Source organism: bacterium (assembly GCA_040755795.1).
Taxonomy (GTDB): domain Bacteria; phylum UBA9089; class CG2-30-40-21; order CG2-30-40-21; family SBAY01; genus JBFLXS01.
The window spans coordinates 1-2,741 of record JBFLXS010000486.1 but is presented as its reverse complement, the minus strand read 5'-3'; the positions used below and the strand labels follow the sequence as shown (position 1 = coordinate 2,741).

Genomic DNA, 2,741 nt, shown 5'->3' with positions numbered 1-2,741 from the left:
TGATATACTGGTACTTTGGGCATTATCTCATCATACTCATTAGCCCACTTATTAAACCACTCTTTTGTTATTTCTTGGCCCATCTTTTACACCTTCATCAAATCTTTCTCTTAGAACACCTAACGACAGAGCTCAGCCGCCGCCTTTGGCGGTCGGCTGCAGCGAGTTGTTAGAAAGATATTTGTCATTATAATACTGTGTCTAATTCTGTTCCCAACTCCTTTCAAAATGTTAAGTTATGAACATAATCATACTTTACCAAAGGTAAAAGTCCTTTTCCCCTTCTCTTTGAGCCTAAATAACCCACCTTCAATAAAACGGGGCAAAATTTGGCTCTCTTTCATATGATGGTCACTAAAACACAAAATCGCATTTGATTTAAGCAGTCGGTGAAGCTCAGCAAGCACTTCTTCTTGATTATTAAGTTGATGAAACACATCAAAGAAAACGATAAGGTCAATGCTGTTATCTGGAAGGGATGTAGAGCAGTCTGACAAAATTGTTTTAATATTCGTAAGACCCTTTTTTTGGGCTTTCTGCTTAAGCATTCTAATTGCAAGAGGGTGGATGTCGAGTGCATACACAATACCTGATTGGCCTATTTTTTCTGCAATCATTATTGTAAATATTCCGGGGCCACAACCAAAATCAAGGACTTGACAACCTGTCTTAATCTCGACTTCGGCTAACATTTTTTCTGGAGGCATTAAAAGATTGCGGATTGGCATACCAATATTGGCCATCATTTTAAATTTGAGATTTGACATTTTCTTTTCCATAATATTTATACTTTCTTTCTAACGACCAAGCTCACCTGCCGCCAACAGGATGGAGCACAAACTTTGAAGAACCACTAACCTTGATAGGGCACAAAACTTTGCAAAACCGCCACACTGTTGGCGGTCAGGTGCAGCGATTTGTTAGACGAAAGATTTCAAACAACCCTCATCTATTATTAGGTCTTTGGATATGACCATTGATTCCATACTTATCATAAATGTCGAAAATCTCCTTACAAAACTTAACCATTCTTTCATCACTCTTCTTCATTGCATCATTGTATAATTTGATAAGAAATCTCTTGCCAAATTCAGTCTGAGAATAATTCTTTTTGAGAAAGTTATGCTCAGAACATAGTGTTTGTCCGTTATCTATTGTGTTTTCACCACCTTTGTCCAAAGGAATTTTATGGTCTGCATGAATTTCAATACCGTCTTCTCTTCCTCTACCACAAACTACGCATTTATACCCATCTCTTTTAAGAATTGCCTCTTTAACCTCTGTAGGAAATTCATATAACTCTTTATTTTGGATGAATTCAGGATCATATTTATACACACCTTTTCTTACCTTTATCAGGAATCCTTCTTGATGTAATCTTCTTATCCCACGCCAGGTATCTCGAGGCTTCTTGCCATACAGTTTGAGATATTGTTCCTCAACCCAATCAACAACCGGGCCATGTTGTAGCTCTTCTTTGGGGTGGTTTCTAAAGTATTCCATAATCAAATCAGCAATACCCTTTCTCGATTCAGCCATCATCCTACTCCTGTTATCAGCTCTAATTTAAGCTGGTTTATCTTTGCCTCACTTATCAATCTCTGTTTTGCAATCTCACAGTAATTTTTATCAATCTCAAGGCCAATTCCTTTTCTGTTTGTAAGGCATGCGGCAATTAAGGTAGAGCCACTACCCAAGAATGGATCAAGTATAGTATCACCTACAAAGGTGAACAGTTTTATACATCTCCTTGGAAGCTCTACTGGAAATGGTGCCGGATGTCCAATTCTCTTTTTGCTCTCTCCCATAAAAGTCCAAACTCCATTTGTCCAATCCATAAACTCTTTTTTACTAATATCTGATTTTTTACTACCACTAATCTTTTTCCACCGCTCTTTGTAAAGAATAACGATAACTTCCACGGGAGCGATGACATAAGGGGCTGAAGCAGAAAGCCACGAACCCCATGCAGTCCGTCTTGAAATATTTTGTTCATTCCAAATAATTGTGGAATGATACTTCCATCCTACTTGTTTCGCAATTGTTGTTATATCAGCACATACGCTTTGCTGACCGCCTTTGTTTTTATCGAGAGGGATATTTAGACAAAATCTTCCGTCGTCTTTTGCTAACCCATAACATTTGGCAAGCCACTCTCTTGTAAAAGATAGATAATCTTTGTAGGACATTTTGTCATCGCAAGAATTGTACTTAATATCCACATTATACGGGGGAGAAGTAACAATCAAATCAACTGTTCTTTCCCTAACACAGTTTGTTGTTAAAAAATCATCGTTGTAAATCCGTATTGAATTTTCTTGAAAATAAGGTTCAATCTTAGGGGCAACTTGATAGGGAATGAACTTTTCTCTTACTAATGGAGTCTCAATGCTTTGGTCTTTTCTGGAAAACTCTTCAAGGTCTTTTTGGCTGAAACGTCTTTGTCTCCCTGGGGTTCTTGTAGGAGAAAGTAAACCATGTTTCTCTATGCGATAGATAGTAGATGGACTTACCCCAAGATAGTCGGCAGCCTCTTTGGTGGTATATATAGCTTTATTTTCCATAGTTACCCCCTCTTAATTTTCTCTGCACATAAATCAACTTTGCAACTTTCGTCTAACGATAAAGTTCAGGTGCGGCGGGGAGAATTACCACAAAAGTTTGATAGCAAGATAAAACTTTGAGAGACCACAAAACTCTGACCACGGCACAGTCCCCCGCCGTCAACTGCAACGCAGGGT

Annotated in this window: 3 protein-coding genes and 1 pseudogene; all 4 read right to left on the bottom strand. The window is 38.3% G+C overall.

What is annotated here, in order from left to right; all coding sequences use genetic code 11:
- Positions 1–248: 248 nt before the first annotated feature.
- The 4 genes and pseudogenes from AB1414_18745 to AB1414_18730 all read right to left on the bottom strand — a co-directional run bounded on the left by AB1414_18745 (position 249) and on the right by AB1414_18730 (position 2,564).
- Positions 249–779 (bottom strand): class I SAM-dependent methyltransferase, encoded by a 531-nt coding sequence (locus tag AB1414_18745; GenBank protein ID MEW6609452.1) that lies wholly within the window; start codon positions 777–779, stop codon positions 249–251.
- A gap of 166 nt (positions 780–945) precedes the next feature.
- Positions 946–1,539, bottom strand: a complete 594-nt coding sequence (locus AB1414_18740) for an HNH endonuclease signature motif containing protein (protein ID MEW6609451.1) — start codon at positions 1,537–1,539, stop codon at positions 946–948.
- Positions 1,539–2,309, bottom strand: coding sequence for a site-specific DNA-methyltransferase (locus tag AB1414_18735; protein ID MEW6609450.1), 771 nt, complete (start codon positions 2,307–2,309; stop codon positions 1,539–1,541). The genes AB1414_18740 and AB1414_18735 overlap by 1 nt, the downstream gene beginning before the upstream one ends.
- 108 nt (positions 2,310–2,417) lie before the next feature.
- Positions 2,418–2,564: pseudogene (locus AB1414_18730) on the bottom strand (helix-turn-helix domain-containing protein).
- Positions 2,565–2,741: the final 177 nt, after the last annotated feature.